General features: G+C 62.4%; 11 protein-coding genes and 1 tRNA gene. 10 read left to right on the top strand and 2 right to left on the bottom strand.

Annotation, left to right across the window (positions count from 1 at the left end; all coding sequences use genetic code 11):
* Positions 1–125 precede the first annotated feature (125 nt).
* The gene (locus V1288_RS32930; protein WP_334360956.1) at positions 126–1,346 is read right to left on the bottom strand and encodes a serine hydrolase domain-containing protein; all 1,221 of its coding nucleotides are present in this window, start codon (positions 1,344–1,346) and stop codon (positions 126–128) included.
* Positions 1,347–1,495: 149 nt separating this feature from the next.
* Between V1288_RS32930 and V1288_RS32925 the strand changes: the two genes are divergently transcribed.
* Positions 1,496–1,571 (top strand) — tRNA-Trp (locus V1288_RS32925).
* Between the two features lie 32 nt (positions 1,572–1,603).
* Here V1288_RS32925 and V1288_RS32920 read toward each other — a convergent pair.
* Complete coding sequence (locus V1288_RS32920) at positions 1,604–1,792, bottom strand: hypothetical protein (RefSeq protein WP_334360955.1); 189 nt, start codon at positions 1,790–1,792, stop codon at positions 1,604–1,606.
* Positions 1,793–2,149: 357 nt separating this feature from the next.
* On the opposite strand from V1288_RS32920, the gene secE reads away from it, so the two are divergent.
* The 9 genes from secE to rpoC all read left to right on the top strand — a co-directional run bounded on the left by secE (position 2,150) and on the right by rpoC (position 15,883).
* Positions 2,150–2,341: a preprotein translocase subunit SecE gene (gene secE / locus V1288_RS32915; RefSeq protein ID WP_334360954.1), complete on the top strand. Its 192-nt coding sequence runs from the start codon at positions 2,150–2,152 to the stop codon at positions 2,339–2,341.
* Between the two features lie 20 nt (positions 2,342–2,361).
* The gene (gene nusG / locus V1288_RS32910) at positions 2,362–2,892 is read left to right on the top strand and encodes a transcription termination/antitermination protein NusG (protein WP_247787048.1); all 531 of its coding nucleotides are present in this window, start codon (positions 2,362–2,364) and stop codon (positions 2,890–2,892) included.
* A 130-nt stretch (positions 2,893–3,022) separates the two neighbouring features.
* Positions 3,023–3,451: a 50S ribosomal protein L11 gene (gene rplK / locus V1288_RS32905; protein WP_025588714.1), complete on the top strand. Its 429-nt coding sequence runs from the start codon at positions 3,023–3,025 to the stop codon at positions 3,449–3,451.
* Between the two features lie 6 nt (positions 3,452–3,457).
* Positions 3,458–4,150, top strand: coding sequence for a 50S ribosomal protein L1 (gene rplA, locus V1288_RS32900; RefSeq protein ID WP_057857996.1), 693 nt, complete (start codon positions 3,458–3,460; stop codon positions 4,148–4,150).
* Between the two features lie 139 nt (positions 4,151–4,289).
* Complete coding sequence (locus V1288_RS32895) at positions 4,290–5,243, top strand: 2-hydroxyacid dehydrogenase (protein ID WP_334360953.1); 954 nt, start codon at positions 4,290–4,292, stop codon at positions 5,241–5,243.
* A 700-nt stretch (positions 5,244–5,943) separates the two neighbouring features.
* Positions 5,944–6,462 carry a 50S ribosomal protein L10 gene (gene rplJ, locus V1288_RS32890; RefSeq protein WP_334360952.1) on the top strand — a complete coding sequence of 173 codons (519 nt, stop codon included), beginning with the start codon at positions 5,944–5,946 and terminating at the stop codon, positions 6,460–6,462.
* A gap of 51 nt (positions 6,463–6,513) precedes the next feature.
* The gene (rplL, locus tag V1288_RS32885; protein ID WP_334360951.1) at positions 6,514–6,891 is read left to right on the top strand and encodes a 50S ribosomal protein L7/L12; all 378 of its coding nucleotides are present in this window, start codon (positions 6,514–6,516) and stop codon (positions 6,889–6,891) included.
* A 523-nt stretch (positions 6,892–7,414) separates the two neighbouring features.
* On the top strand, positions 7,415–11,533 hold the full coding sequence (gene rpoB / locus V1288_RS32880) for a DNA-directed RNA polymerase subunit beta (protein WP_334360950.1): 4,119 nt from the start codon (positions 7,415–7,417) through the stop codon (positions 11,531–11,533).
* 150 nt (positions 11,534–11,683) lie between these two features.
* Positions 11,684–15,883, top strand: coding sequence for a DNA-directed RNA polymerase subunit beta' (gene rpoC, locus V1288_RS32875; RefSeq protein WP_334360949.1), 4,200 nt, complete (start codon positions 11,684–11,686; stop codon positions 15,881–15,883).

The following is a 15,883-nucleotide window of genomic DNA, read 5'->3' as shown; positions in this document are numbered from 1 at the left end:
TGCGGTTGGATCTGCGTCATGGCCGGGCTTGTCCCGGCCATCCGCGTCCTTCTCCTGCCGGCCCCAAAGAACGTGGATGCCCGGGACAAGCCCGGGCATGACGCAGAGAGGCGGCTCGTTCCGGCTCACTCCACCGCGGCGTAGACCAGATCCCGCAGCAAGTTGCGGATGTATTCGCGCTGGCCGGGGCCCTGCATCATGAACACCGTGAACAGGTCTTCCGCGGGGTCGATGAAGAAGAACGTGCCGGCCATGCCGCTCCAGAAGAACTGGCCGAGCGATCCCGGGAACGGCGCAATACCCTTGGCGGTGCGGACGGCGAAGCCGAGGCCAAAGCCGTGGCCGGGCGGCATCAGCGGCGAATAGACCTTCACGCCGGCAGTGAGGTGATCGGAGGCCATCAGCTCCAGCGTCTTGCGGCCGATGATCCTGTTGCCGTCGAGCGCGCCACCATTGAGCAGCATCTGGCAGAATCGCGCGTAGTCCATCGTGGTCGAGACGAGCCCGCCGCCGCCGGATTCCATCGCGGGCTTCTCCAGCATGTTGAAGAGCTGCACCTTGTCGCCATTCCAGGGATCGGTCGCGAACGGCTCGGCGAGGCGGCCGGCATTTGCTTCCGGCGTATGGAATGCGGTCTCGGCCATTTGCAGCGGCGCCAGGATGCGTTCGGTCAGAAACGCGCCGAGCGATTTGCCGGAGACGACCTCGATGATGCGTCCCAAAACATCGGTCGAGCGGCTGTAGTTCCATTCCGCGCCCGGCTGGCAGATCAGCGGCATGCCGGCGATCATGGTCGCATGCTCGGCGTTGGTGATCTTGCGGCTGCGCAGCCGCGATTGCTGGTAGAGTTGCTGGACGAGGCCGTTGCCGGTGTGGTCGTAGGTCAGTCCGGAGGTATGCCGCAGCAGATCCTGCACCGTCATCTGGCGCCTGGCCGGTACGAGGTCGAGCTTGCCGTTGTTCTCGATGCCGACCTTCTGCTCGGCAAACTCCGGAATGAACTTTGCGACGGGATCGCTCAGGATGAAGTGACCGTCCTCGACCAGCATCATGATCCCGACCGAGACGATCGGTTTCGTCATCGAGAAGATGCGGAAAATGCTGTTATGCGCCATCGGCGTGGCTGCCGCCGGGCCCTGGCGGCCGATCGCGTCGAACCAGCCGATCTGGCCGCGCCGCGCCACCATCACCGTGGCCCCGGGAAGGGTTCCCTTGTCGACCTCGCGCTTGAAGGCGTCCGACATCCGCTGCAGGCGGATGCTCGAGAGCCCGATGGTTTCCGGCTTGGCGTCGGGGAGAGAAGGGGTCTGGGCGGATGTTGGCCGGGCGGCGGTCTGCGCGTTCATGGTCTCTCCCGTTGCGCTTGTTGTTTGTGAGACCCAAGTCTGGCGCAGAAGGCGTGCTTTGGATAGGGCGCAAGCCGCTTCGCCCTTGCAATCGGGGCATGCCCTATGCTTGAAACGGCGCGAAGCGGCCGCACACGCCGCTTCCCTGCAGGAGTGTAGCTCAATTGGTAGAGCACCGGTCTCCAAAACCGGGGGTCGCAGGTTCGAGCCCTGCCACTCCTGCCAGCTAAATCAAATACTTAGACGGGCTTTCGAACTTACGCAAAGAACGCGCTGAGCACAGCCACGTCCGACCGCGCCGGGGCCTCACCCCGCAGATCGGCATCGATGACCCGCCGGCATGCATCCGCCGTGAGGATGTCGCCGAGGTCGTTGGCCGCGTCGAGAACCGTCCAGGCCGTCTCGCCCGCGGGTCGTTCCTGATCGTTGCGGCCTAGCTGAGCCATGGTCAATCTCGCCCTTTTGGAGCCTGCAGGATAGCCGAGAGCTTTTAAAAACCAGATCGCGGCCTTGTGCGCATTTGAGGCAAGGCGGTACTGGGGATTAACCAATGACCGGGCGGCCGCCGCAAGGCGCGGTGGCAGCCCCGCGGCACCCCGTACCTTGACCTTTTGCGCGGCCGGCAGTAGATACCCGCCACCTGCAGCCGGCCCGCTAGATGCGGATATCCGGCGCGGCTTTGAATTCCCCCGAACAATCGAGCCCGCTGTGCGGCTCATCCTTCGAGAGAGGGCTGGGCGCTAGAGGGCTGTTCGGATTCGCTTTAAATCACAATCGTCTCACGAAGGACGCGGTAACCAACGATGGCTTTCAGCCCGTTCAAATTCCTGCAGGAAGTGCGCTCGGAGACCGCCAAGGTCACCTGGCCGACCCGCCGCGAGACGACGATCACCACGATCATGGTGTTCGTGATGGTTGCATTGGCTTCGATCTTCTTCTTCGCATCGGATTTGATCATCCGCAACGTCGTCACTTTCCTGCTGGGCGTCCACTGATGAGCACCGGAACCCAAACCATGGACAAGCGCTGGTATATCGTTCACGCCTACTCGAACTTCGAGAAGAAGGTATCGGAGTCGATCCGGGAACAGGCGAAGCAGCGCGGGCTCGAGGATCTGTTCGAGCAGGTGCTGGTGCCGACCGAAAAGGTCACCGAGGTGCGCCGCGGCCGCAAGATCGACGCCGAGCGCAAATTCTTCCCGGGCTACGTGCTGGTGAAGATGAAGCTGACCGACGAGGCGTTCCATCTCATCAAGAACACGCCCAAGGTGACCGGCTTCCTCGGCGCCGAAAACAAGCCGATGCCGATCTCCGAATCCGAGGCGATGCGGATCCTGCACCAGGTGCAGGAAGGCGTCGAACGCCCGAAGGCGTCGGTCTCGTTCGAAATCGGCGAGAACGTCCGCGTGGCGGATGGTCCGTTTGCGTCGTTCTCCGGCGTGGTTGAAGAAATTGACGAGGCGCGTTCGCGCGTGAAGGTCGCGGTATCGATCTTCGGCCGCGCTACGCCCGTCGAACTGGAATTCGGTCAGGTCGAGAAGGTCTGATTGGAGAGCGCGAAGCGCGTCTTCGCGTATCAAGAGGCCGTGGGAGGAAGAGGGTGGTTGCCAACCGCCCTTGATCCGAACCACGAACCTGAAACCGCCGGCTCCAAACCCGGCACAACAGGAGTGATAAATGGCAAAGAAAGTGACCGGATACCTGAAGCTTCAGGTGCCGGCCGGTGCGGCGAATCCTTCGCCCCCGATCGGTCCCGCGCTTGGTCAGCGCGGTCTCAACATCATGGAATTCTGCAAGGCGTTCAACGCGCAGACGCAGAAGGAAGAGAAGAACACCCCGATCCCGGTGATCATCACCATCTATGCGGACCGTTCCTTCACCTTCGAGATGAAGACGCCGCCGATGTCCCACTTCCTCAAGCAGGCTGCCAAGATCCAGTCCGGCTCGAAAGCTCCGGGCCGCGACAAGGCCGGCCAGGTGACACGCGCGCAGGTGCGCGAGATCGCCGAGAAGAAGATGAAGGATCTCAATTGTGATTCCATCGAGTCGGCCATGAAGATGGTCGAGGGCTCCGCCCGTTCGATGGGTCTGGAAGTTGCGGGGTAACGGACCATGGCAATCGGAAAACGTTTGAAGAAGGTCCGCGAAGGCATCGACCGCGAGAAGCTCTACCCGCTCGCGGATGCCATCAAGATGGTCAAGGAACGCGCCACGTCGAAGTTCGACGAGACGATCGAAATTGCGATCAATCTCGGGGTCGATCCGCGTCACGCCGACCAGATGGTTCGTGGTGTCGTCAACCTGCCGAATGGCACCGGCCGCACGCTGCGCGTCGGCGTGTTCGCCCGCGGCGCCAAGGCCGAGGAAGCCAAGGCGGCGGGAGCTGACGTCGTCGGCGCCGAAGACCTGGTCGAGAAGGTGCAGGGCGGCAACATCGATTTCGATCGTTGTATCGCCACCCCCGACATGATGCCGCTGGTCGGCCGCCTCGGTAAGGTGCTCGGCCCGCGCGGCATGATGCCGAACCCGAAGATCGGCACCGTGACGATGGATGTCGCCACTGCCGTGAAGGGCGCCAAGGGCGGCTCGGTCGAATTCCGCGTCGAGAAGGCCGGCATCGTGCAGGCCGGCGTCGGCAAGGCGTCGTTCTCTGAGGAAAAGCTGGTGCAGAACGTGAAGGCGCTTGCCGATGCGGTGTCAAAGGCAAAGCCTGCCGGCGCCAAGGGCACCTACATCCAGCGCGTGGCGGTTTCCTCCACCATGGGCCCGGGCGTCAAGGTCGAGCCGGGTACGCTGCTCGGCTAATTCCTCGCGGTTTACGCGAATGAGAGAGGGCGGAATCGGGAAACCGGTTCCGCCCTTTGCATTTCCGGTTCCGCCCTTTGCATTTGATGCCGCTTTTGCTTAATCGTCGTGCGGCCGGACTTGGCAACAAGGAAGAATAATGCCCGAGAAGGTCCTGATATATTCGCGTTTTCCAAAGGCCCAGATGGAGCGTTTCGGCGAACGGTTTGAACTCCTGAATGCTGCCGGCAAGCCGCCCAATGAAGTGTTTTCTGCCGAGCAGCTCGCAGACATTCGCGCGATGATCACGGCCGGCGGCACGCCGCTGCGCAGCGATGCGATGGACATGACGCCGAAATTGGGCGCGATCGTCTGCTACGGCACCGGCTATGACGGTGTCGATCTGGCCGCGGCGGCGAAACGCAACATCGCGGTCGGCCACAGTCCGGGCGCGAATGCGGCATCGGTCGCCGATATTGCGGTCACCCTGATGCTGGCCGCCACACGACGGCTGCTTGTGGCTGACGACTACGTGCGGGGCGGGAGCTGGGCGGCAGCAAAACCGTCGCCGATGATGCGCCCGCAAGCCGGGATGCTCGGCCGCAGAATCGGCGTCTATGGCATGGGCGAGATCGGCCGCAAGATCGCGGCGCGCGTTGCCGCCTTCGAGACCGAGGTCGGCTATTTCAGCCGCAGCCGGCACGACGTTCCCTATCAATATTTTCCGACGCTCGATGCGCTGGCCGAATGGTGCAGTGTCCTGATGATCGCGGTGCGGGCGGGTGCGGATACCAATCACGCCGTCGACGCCGATATCTTGAAGAAGCTCGGCAAGGATGGCTACGTCGTCAACATCTCGCGCGGCTCGGTCATCGACCAGCCGGCGCTGGTCGCCGCGCTGACCGACCAGACCATCGCCGGCGCAGGCCTCGACGTGTATGCGAAGGAGCCGCATGCGCCTGACGCGCTGACGGCGCTGCCCAATGTCGTGCTCTCGCCGCATATCGGCGGCCATACGTTGGAGTCGCATGTGGCGATGCAGGACTGCGTGCTGGCCAATCTCGATGCGTTCTTCGCCGGCAAACCCTTGCCCTATGCGGTGCCGCTCGGCTGACGCATCAGTGGGGCGCCGTCGGCGACGGATGGCGTAGCTCGCCGGTATTTCGGAACCTCCTGCGGCCAAGACGAGCGCGGCGGCCCCGGTGTGACGGAACCGGCCAAAGAAATCTTCCGGGAGCATTTTGGACCCGATTTCAAGGCAAAAGCGGGTGTGCGATCTGGTCTGAATTTTGCTCTTGGCAAGCCGGACAAGACTCGGTAAACAACGGCTTCCGGGCGTGCTGGCCGTTGCTGGCACGTCCGTGCGCGCATTCCGAAAACCCGACACGGTAGGAGATCATTCCTTTCAGGACATCCGCATGGATTGCTCGAAAGGAAGGAAAACTCATCGCTTCGGTGGAATGCGGCAGGGATCCTTCGGCTTGCCGGATGATCTCGATCCTGTCCGAGACTGCAGGCGCCCAAGTCGAAATTTGCATGGAAATGCAAATTCCCTCAACGGCTTAATTTCCCGGCCTGCATAGACGGGTGAAGACCGGATTTCGCTTCAACGCCGCTTCCCGCGGCGCAACGCGCTGATTTGGTTCGAACCTCGACACCCCGCGCCATCTGGTTCGGGAGGGCAGGCTTTTAAGATGTCGTCTGCCCGACGTGTCCGAAAGACTGGTGTCTTGAGGTCAGGTTTTGGGCGAGACGATGGGTGCAACCCGGTGGTCTCGCTTCTTGCGAAGGCCGCCAACCGGAGAGAGCTTGCTGTGGAAAGAGCGGCAAAAAAGGACGCGGTCGAACAGCTCAACCAGGTCTTCAAGACCACGAGCGTCGCGGTCGTCGCCCACTATTCCGGCCTCACTGTGGCCCAGATGCAGAAGCTGCGCATGCAGATGAAGCTGGCGGGTGCGTCGGTGAAGGTCTCGAAGAACCGTCTCGCCAAAATTGCTCTTGAAGGCACGGACGTCGTTGCCATCGGTTCCCTGCTGAAGGGGCCGACCGTGATCGCGACTTCAAACGATCCGGTAGCGGCGCCGAAGGTTGCCATGGAATTCGCCAAGGCGAACGAGCAGTTCGTCATTCTCGGCGGTTCGATGGGTAAAACCGTCCTGGATGTGAACGGTGTGAAGGCGCTTGCCTCGCTGCCGTCACTCGATGAACTGCGCGGAAAGCTTGTCGGCCTCCTGGTGGCGCCGGCGACCAAGATCGCCCAGCTCTCGACTGCGCCCGCGGCCAAGCTCGCGCGCGTCGTTCAGGCCTATGCCTCAAAGAGCGAAGCGGCCTGACCCTTCGCAAATCAAATCTGGTTCGAACCAAACCTTTAAGGAAACTGATCAATGGCTGACCTACAGAAAATCGTCGACGACCTCTCGAGCCTCACCGTGCTCGAAGCTGCCGAACTCGCAAAGCTCCTCGAAGAAAAGTGGGGCGTTTCCGCTGCCGCCGCCGTTGCAGTTGCCGGGCCTGCGGGTGGCGGCGCTGCTGCCGCGCCGGCCGAAGAGAAGACCGACTTCACCGTCGTTCTCGCCGCCGCCGGCGACAAGAAGATCGAAGTCATCAAGGAAGTCCGCGCCATCACCGGCCTGGGCCTCAAGGAAGCCAAGGACCTCGTTGAAGGCGCGCCCAAGCCGGTCAAGGAAGGCGTGAACAAGGAAGAGGCCGACAAGCTCAAGGCCCAGCTCGAAAAGGCTGGTGCGAAGGTTGAGCTGAAGTAACGCAAGTTACTTCGGCGAAATCCCCGGACAAGCGAGGCCTTGGCCGAGCGCGATCCGGGGATCTGCCAACGGCGTGGATGGCGGGCATTTGGTCGGAGCCATGACGAAAGTGGCGGGTTCGTTGCAAAATTTGTGCGATGGGGTAACCCGGAGTACGGCGTACACAGAAAAGTGTGGGGATTCGCGGGGTTAGCCCCTCGAATCTCCACTATTCCGCCCCATATCGGGGCGGCAGCAGGAAAATGCGGTAGGTGGCGGGGACGGCAGGGTTCCCGACGTAAGCCGCTGGGAGACAGTCAGATTTCGGGCTTTTTCAGTCCGTGAAGCGGCAAGTTGAGACGGGCGGGTGCAGTCATGCGCCCCGCGCGTCGTTTTGCGTTTTGAAGGGCTGGAGAACGGATTCGGGATTTAATTCCTGAAATTGGGCTTTGTTCCTTTGAGCGATTCGAAATTCAACCCGGGGGCGATGGCAGTCGCGCTTCGGAAGGTTCGCCCACACGGGCGACGAAAATGAGAGGCCACGATGGCGCAGCAGACATTCACCGGTCGCAAACGCGTTCGCAAGTTCTTCGGACACATCAAGGAAGTCGCCGAGATGCCGAACCTCATCGAGGTTCAGAAGGCGTCTTACGACCAGTTCCTGATGGTCGACGAACCCCCGGGCGGTCGGTTGGACGAAGGCCTGCAGGCGGTGTTCCGCTCGGTGTTCCCGATCTCGGATTTTTCGGGCACGTCGATGCTGGAATTCGTCCGCTACGAGTTCGAGCCGCCGAAATACGACGTCGACGAGTGCCGCCAGCGCGGCATGACCTATGCTGCGCCGCTCAAGGTGACGCTGCGCCTGATCGTGTTCGATATCGACGAGGAAACCGGCGCCAAGTCGGTCAAGGACATCAAGGAGCAGGACGTCTACATGGGCGATATCCCGCTCATGACCATGAACGGCACCTTCGTCGTCAACGGCACCGAGCGCGTCATCGTCTCGCAGATGCACCGTTCGCCCGGCGTGTTCTTCGACCACGACAAGGGCAAGACCCATTCGTCCGGCAAGCTGTTGTTTGCCGCGCGCGTGATTCCGTATCGCGGTTCCTGGCTCGACATCGAGTTCGACGCCAAGGACATCGTGTTCGCGCGCATCGACCGTCGCCGCAAGATCCCCGTGACCTCGCTGATGTACGCGCTCGGTCTCGACGGCGAGACGATCCTGTCCACGTTCTACAAGAAGATCAATTTCAAGCGCGCCAAGGAAGGCTGGCGCGTGCCGTTCGACGCCGCCCGTTTCCGCGGCTACTCGACCATCAACGATCTGATCGACGCCGATACCGGCAAGGTCGTGCTCGAGGCCGGCAAGAAGCTGACCGTGCGCGCGGCGCGCCAGTTGCAGGAAAAGGGCCTCAAGGCGCTGCGGCTGTCGGATGAAGAGCTGGTCGGCAATTATCTCGCCGAGGATCTCGTCAATCCGAAGACCGGTGAAATCTACGCCGAAGCCGGCGAGGAGCTCACTGAGAAGTCGCTCAAGGCGCTCAACGAGCATGGCTACAAGGAACTGCCGCTGCTCGACATCGACCACGTCAATGTCGGCGCCTACATCCGCAACACGCTGCATGCCGACAAGAACATGACGCGTGAAGACGCGCTGTTCGACATCTATCGCGTGATGCGTCCGGGCGAGCCGCCGACCATCGATTCGGCCCAGAGCATGTTCCAGTCGCTGTTCTTCGACGCCGAGCGTTACGACCTGTCCGCGGTCGGCCGCGTCAAGATGAACATGCGCCTTGAACTCGATGCCCCCGACACCCATCGCACGCTGCGCAAGGAAGACATCCTGGCCGTCATCAAGACGCTGGTCGATCTGCGCGACGGCAAGGGCGAGATCGACGACATCGACCATCTCGGCAACCGCCGTGTGCGCTCGGTCGGCGAACTGATGGAGAACCAGTACCGCATCGGCCTGCTGCGCATGGAGCGCGCGATCAAGGAGCGCATGTCCAGTGTCGATATCGACACCGTGATGCCGCAGGACCTGATCAACGCCAAGCCGGCGGCTGCCGCGGTGCGCGAGTTCTTCGGCTCCTCGCAGCTCTCGCAGTTCATGGACCAGACCAACCCGCTGTCGGAGATCACCCACAAGCGCCGTCTCTCGGCGCTTGGACCGGGCGGTCTGACCCGCGAGCGCGCCGGCTTCGAGGTGCGCGACGTGCATCCGACGCATTACGGCCGCATCTGCCCGATCGAAACGCCGGAAGGTCCGAACATCGGCCTGATCAACTCGCTGGCGACGTTCGCGCGCGTCAACAAGTACGGCTTCGTCGAAACGCCCTATCGCAAGGTGAAGGACGGCCGCGTCACCGACGAGGTCGTGTATCTCTCGGCGATGGAGGAGGGCCGGTATCGCGTGGCGCAGGCCAACGTGCCGCTCGACGCCAAGGGCCGCTTCACCGAAGACCTGATCGTCTGCCGTCACGCCGGCGAAGTGCTGCCGATCACGCCCGACAAGGTCGACTATATGGACGTGTCGCCGAAGCAGCTCGTCTCGGTGGCTGCGGCGCTGATCCCGTTCCTCGAGAACGACGACGCCAACCGCGCGCTGATGGGCTCGAACATGCAGCGCCAGGCGGTGCCGCTGGTTCGCGCCGAGGCGCCGTTCGTCGGCACCGGCATGGAAGGCGTGGTCGCCCGTGACTCCGGTGCTGCGATTGCTGCCCGCCGCTCGGGCGTGATCGACCAGATCGACGCCACCCGCGTCGTGATCCGCGCCACCGAAGATCTCGATCCCACCAAGTCGGGCGTCGATATCTACCGGCTGATGAAGTACCAGCGCTCCAACCAGTCGACCTGCATCAACCAGCGTCCGCTGGTGAAGGTCGGCGACATCGTCAGGAAGGGCGACATCATCGCCGACGGTCCCTCGACCGATCTCGGCGAGCTCGCGCTCGGCCGCAACGTGCTGGTCGCGTTCATGCCGTGGAACGGCTACAACTTCGAAGACTCGATCCTGCTCTCCGAGCGGATCGTGAAGGACGACGTCTTCACCTCGATCCATATCGAGGAGTTCGAGGTGATGGCCCGCGACACCAAGCTCGGTCCTGAGGAAATCACCCGCGACATTCCGAACGTTTCGGAAGAAGCGCTGAAGAACCTCGACGAAGCCGGTATCGTCTATATCGGCGCCGAAGTCCGCGCCGGCGATATCCTGGTCGGCAAGATCACGCCGAAGGGCGAAAGCCCGATGACGCCGGAAGAAAAGCTTCTGCGCGCCATCTTCGGCGAGAAGGCTTCCGACGTCCGCGATACTTCGCTCCGCGTGCCGCCTGGCGTGCAGGGCACGATCGTGGAAGTGCGCGTGTTCAACCGCCACGGCGTCGACAAGGACGAGCGTGCGCTGGCGATCGAGCGGGAAGAGATCGAGCGTCTGGCCAAGGACCGCGACGACGAACAGGCGATCCTCGACCGCAACGTCTACGGCCGCCTCGCGGAGCTGCTGGAAAACCGCCAGGGCATCGCGGGTCCCAAGGGCTTCAAGAAGGACACCAAGATCACACGCGCCGTGCTCGAGGAGTATCCGAAGTCGCAGTGGTGGATGTTTGCCTCGCCGAACGACAAGCTGATGAGCGAAATCGAGGCGATGCGGAAGCAGTACGACGAATCGAAGAAGGGCCTTGAACAGCGCTTCCTCGACAAGGTCGAAAAGCTGCAGCGCGGTGACGAACTGCCGCCCGGCGTGATGAAGATGGTCAAGGTCTTCGTCGCGGTGAAGCGCAAGATCCAGCCCGGCGACAAGATGGCCGGCCGTCACGGCAACAAGGGCGTGGTTTCCAAGATCGTTCCGATCGAGGACATGCCGTTCCTCGAGGACGGCACGCATGCGGACATCGTGCTCAATCCGCTCGGCGTGCCCTCGCGCATGAACGTCGGCCAGATTCTGGAGACGCATCTCGGCTGGGCTTGCGCCGGCCTGGGCAAGCGCATCGGCCAGACCATCGACTCCTATTATCAGAAGCAGGATCTCAAGCCGCTGCGCGAGACCCTGAAGAAGATCTATGGCGATGATGAAACCATAAAGACGCTGAACGACAACGAGCTGATGGAACTTGGCAGGAATTTGAGCCACGGCGTGCCGATCGCAACGCCGGTGTTCGACGGCGCCAAGGAAGCCGACATCGAAGAGATGCTGAAGCTCGCGGGCTTCGACGCCTCCGGCCAGTCGACCGTCTATGACGGCCGCACCGGCGATGCCTTCGATCGCAAGGTGACGGTGGGCTACATCTACATGCTCAAGCTGCACCATCTGGTCGACGACAAGATCCACGCGCGTTCGATCGGTCCGTACTCGCTCGTCACCCAGCAGCCGCTGGGCGGCAAGGCGCAGTTCGGCGGGCAGCGTTTCGGCGAAATGGAGGTGTGGGCGCTGGAAGCCTACGGCGCGGCCTACACGCTGCAGGAAATGCTGACCGTGAAGTCGGACGACGTCGCCGGCCGTACCAAGGTGTACGAGGCGATTGTTCGCGGCGACGACACGTTCGAGGCGGGTATTCCGGAATCGTTCAACGTGCTGGTCAAGGAAATGCGCTCGCTCGGCCTCAACGTCGACCTGCACAATTCCAAGATGGGACCGGCGCCGACGTCCGAGGCGGCCGAGTAACGTCAAAGATTCGATAGTCCGGCCCAGAGCGCGAAGGCGACTTCGCAGATGGGCCGGACATTCGCGCTCCGCCCGGACGTTGAGCGGGCGCGGACCAAAGAAGAATTTCGAATTTGCTGCCGGTGACGATCGGCACGCGAGGAGAAGACGATGAACCAAGAAATTATGAATCTCTTCAATCCGACGACCCCGGCTCAGGTCTTCGACCAGATCCGGATCTCGATTGCATCCCCGGAGAAGATTCTGTCCTGGTCCTACGGCGAGATCAAGAAGCCGGAGACCATCAACTACCGGACCTTCAAGCCGGAGCGTGACGGGCTGTTCTGCGCCCGCATCTTCGGTCCGATCAAGGATTACGAGTGCTTGTGCGGCAAGTACAAGCGGATGAAGTACAAGGGCATCATCTGCGAAAAGTGCTCGGTCGAAGTGACGCTGTCGCGCGTCCGGCGCGAGCGCATGGGCCATATCGAACTGGCAGCCCCGGTTGCCCACATCTGGTTCCTGAAGTCGCTGCCGTCCCGCATCGGCCTTCTGCTCGACATGACGCTGAAGGATCTCGAGCGGATCCTGTACTTCGAATATTATGTCGTGCTGGAGCCGGGCCTGACCGCGCTCAAGGACCGTCAGCTGCTGTCGGAAGACGAGTACCTGAAGGCGCAGGACGAGTACGGCCAGGATAGCTTCACCGCCATGATCGGCGCGGAAGCGATCCGCGAGTTGTTGAAGGGGCTCGAGCTCGAAAAGCTCGAGCAGTCCCTGCGCGCCGAGATGCAGGAGACCGAGTCCGACATCAAGCACAAGAAGCTCGCCAAGCGGCTCAAGATCGTCGAGGCCTTCCGCTATTCCGGCAACAAGCCGGAGTGGATGATCCTGACCGTGGTGCCGGTGATTCCGCCGGACCTGCGTCCGCTGGTACCGCTCGACGGCGGCCGCTTCGCGACGTCGGATCTCAACGACCTCTACCGCCGCGTCATCAACCGCAACAACCGTTTGAAGCGGCTGATGGAGCTGCGCGCGCCCGACATCATCATCCGCAACGAAAAGCGCATGCTGCAGGAGGCCGTCGACGCATTGTTCGACAACGGCCGCCGCGGCCGCGTCATCACCGGCGCCAACAAGCGCCCGCTGAAGTCGCTGGCCGACATGCTCAAGGGCAAGCAGGGCCGCTTCCGGCAGAACCTGCTCGGCAAGCGCGTCGACTATTCCGGCCGTTCGGTGATCGTGGTCGGTCCCGAACTGCGGCTGCATCAGTGCGGCCTGCCGAAGAAGATGGCGCTCGAACTGTTCAAGCCGTTCATCTATTCGCGGCTCGACGCCAAGGGTCTGTCCACTACCGTGAAGCAGGCGAAGAAGCTCGTCGAAAAAGAGCGTCCCGAGGTCTGGGATATTCTCGACGAGGTGATCCGCGAGCATCCGGTGCTGCTCAACCGCGCGCCGACGCTGCATCGCCTCGGCATTCAGGCGTTCGAGCCGGTCTTGATCGAGGGCAAGGCGATCCAGCTCCATCCGCTGGTTTGCGCCGCGTTTAACGCCGACTTCGACGGCGACCAGATGGCCGTGCACGTTCCGCTGTCGCTGGAAGCGCAACTCGAAGCGCGCGTCCTGATGATGTCGACCAACAACATCCTGCACCCCGCGAACGGCCAGCCGATCATCGTGCCGTCGCAGGACATCGTGCTCGGCCTCTACTACGTGTCGATCATGCGCGAAGGCCTGCCCGGCGAGGGCAAGATCTTCGGCGACATGGCCGAGCTCGAGCATGCCCTGCATTCGAAGGTCATCCACCTCCACACCAAGATCAAGTACCGGTGGGAAGGCACTGACGAGAACGGCAAGACCACTAGGCGCTGGATCGAGACCACCGCGGGCCGCGTTATGCTCGGCACCCTGCTGCCGAAGAACCCGAAGATTTCGTACGAGATCATCAACAAGCTGATGACCAAGCGCGAAATTTCCGGCGTGATCGACCAGGTCTACCGTCACTGCGGTCAGAAGGAGACGGTGATCTTCTGCGACCGCATCATGGCGCTCGGCTTCTACAACGCGTTCAAGGCCGGCATCTCGTTCGGCAAGGACGACATGGTCGTGCCGCACTCGAAGTGGAAGATCGTCGACACCACCCGTACGCTGGCAAAGGACTTCGAGCAGCAGTACAACGACGGCCTGATCACCCATGGCGAGAAGTACAACAAGGTGGTCGACGCCTGGTCGAAGGCGACCGAAGAAATCGCCAAGGAGATGATGAAGGAAATCTCCTCGACCAAGAAGACGCCGAAGGGCGCCGACGCCGACATCAACTCGATCTACATGATGGCGCATTCCGGCGCGCGCGGTTCGCCGGCCCAGATGCGTCAGCTCGCCGGTATGCGCGGCCTGATGGCGAAGCCGTCGGGTGAGATCATCGAGACGCCGATCATTTCCAACTTCAAGGAAGGTCTGTCGGTGCTCGAATACTTCAACTCGACCCACGGCGCCCGCAAGGGCCTCGCGGACACCGCGTTGAAGACCGCGAACTCCGGTTACCTGACCCGCCGTCTGGTCGACGTGGCGCAGGACTGTATCATCACGCAGGACGATTGCGGCACCAAGCTCGGCATCAAGATGCGCGCCATCGTCGACGCCGGCACCGTCGTCGCTTCGCTGGCGTCGCGTATCCTCGGCCGCACCACGGGCGAGGACCTGCGCGATCCCGCGACCAACAAGGTCGTGGTCAAGCGCGGCACGCTGATGGAAGAGACGCATGTCGACGCCATCCAGCAGGCCGGCATCCAGGAAGTGAAGATCCGTTCGGCCCTGACCTGCGAACTCGTCAACGGCATCTGCGGCAAGTGCTACGGTCGCGACCTGGCCCGCGGCACGCCGGTCAATCACGGCGAGGCGGTCGGCGTCATTGCTGCCCAGTCGATCGGTGAACCCGGCACGCAGCTCACGATGCGTACGTTCCACATCGGCGGCGCGGCGCAGATCAACGAGCAGTCGTTCGTCGAGTCGAATTTCGAAGGCAAGGTCACCATCAAGAACAAGGCCATCGCCAGGAACAGCGAAGGTCACCTGGTCGCGATGGTTCGCAACATGGTCGTTGCGATCACCGATGCCGACGGCACAGAGCGTGCGACCCATCGCATTCAGTATGGCGCGCGCATGCACGTCGATGAAGGCGATATGGTCAAGCGTGGCCAGCGCATTGCGGAATGGGATCCGTACTCACGTCCGGTTCTCACCGAAGTCGAAGGCACCATCGGGTTCGAGGACCTGGTCGAGGGTCAGTCGATTTCGGAGACGCTCGACGAATCCACCGGTATCGCCAAGCGCGTCGTCATCGACTGGCGCGCGTCGCGGGGCGGCGCGGATCTGCGTCCGGCGATCGTCGTCAAGGGCAAGGACGGCAAGGTGCTCAAGCTCGCCCGTGGCGGCGATGCCCGCTACATGCTGTCGGTCGACGCCATTCTGTCGGTCGATGTTGGCGCCAAGGTCAAGGCTGGTGACATCCTGGCGCGTATCTCCACCGAAAGCGCCAAGACCCGCGACATCACCGGCGGTCTGCCGCGGGTGGCCGAACTGTTCGAGGCCCGCAAGCCAAAGGACGCGGCAATCATCGCGGAAATCGCCGGCACCATCCGCTTCGGCCGCGACTACAAGAACAAGCGGCGCATTGCGATCGAGCCGTTGGACAAGACCGAGGAGCCGCGCGAGTACCTGATCCCGAAGGGCAAGCACATCCATCTGCAGGACGGCGACATCGTCGAAAAGGGCGATTTCATCGTCGAAGGCAATCCGGCGCCGCACGACATCCTGGCGATCAAGGGCATCGAGGAACTCGCTGCCTATCTGGTCAACGAAATCCAGGAAGTCTACCGGTTGCAGGGCGTGCTCATCAACGACAAGCACATCGAGGTGATTGTCCGTCAGATGCTGCAGAAGGTCGAGGTCACCGATCAGGGCGACACCGACATGATTTCGGGCGAGCAGGTCGACAAGATCGAGTTCGACGCGCTCAACGCCAAGGCAAAGGAAGAGGGCAAGAAGCCCGCCACGGGAACGCCGGTTCTGCTCGGCATCACCAAGGCGAGCCTGCAGACCCGCTCGTTCTTCTCGGCGGCCTCATTCCAGGAAACCACCCGCGTGCTCACCGAAGCCGCCGTCAACGGCAAGGTGGATCCGCTGGAGGGCCTCAAGGAGAACGTCATCGTCGGCCGGCTGATCCCGGCAGGCACCGGCGCCTCGATGGCCAAGATCCGCGAAGTCGCCGTCAAGCGCGACAAGCTGATTCTCGACGAGCGCGAGAAGCAGGCGGCGATCGTGCCGACCGCGCCGGAAGCCGAACCGCTGGCGCTGCCGCCGGCGGAGTAA

Source organism: Bradyrhizobium sp. AZCC 2176, assembly GCF_036924645.1.
Taxonomy (GTDB): domain Bacteria; phylum Pseudomonadota; class Alphaproteobacteria; order Rhizobiales; family Xanthobacteraceae; genus Bradyrhizobium.
This window is presented reverse-complemented; position numbering and strand designations above follow the sequence as displayed.